Source organism: Paenibacillus sp. LS-5, from assembly GCF_056121505.1.
In genome coordinates, this window is the sequence record NZ_JBWAVA010000151.1 from 1 (window position 1) to 220 (window position 220).

Sequence of the window (220 nt, forward strand, 5' to 3'; positions counted from 1 at the left end):
GGGATTTCACGCAAGTGAGATCCAAAATAGAGAATGCAAATTCTCGTCAGATGTTTCAAAATGAGCAATCGCTCTTTTCAATATCTTTTCGGATGGTTATTTTCTCGGAGTAATCCGGGTGAAGTAATCGCTCGAAAAAACCTATTTGGAGAGTTTGATCCTGGCTCAGGACGAACGCTGGCGGCGTGCCTAATACATGCAAGTCGAGCGGAGTTATGAG

General features: G+C 44.1%; 1 rRNA gene. It reads left to right on the plus strand.

Annotation, left to right across the window (positions count from 1 at the left end):
• Nucleotides 1-142: 142 nt before the first annotated feature.
• Nucleotides 143-220, plus strand: a 16S ribosomal RNA gene (locus AC0MA3_RS26830); the annotation flags it as partial.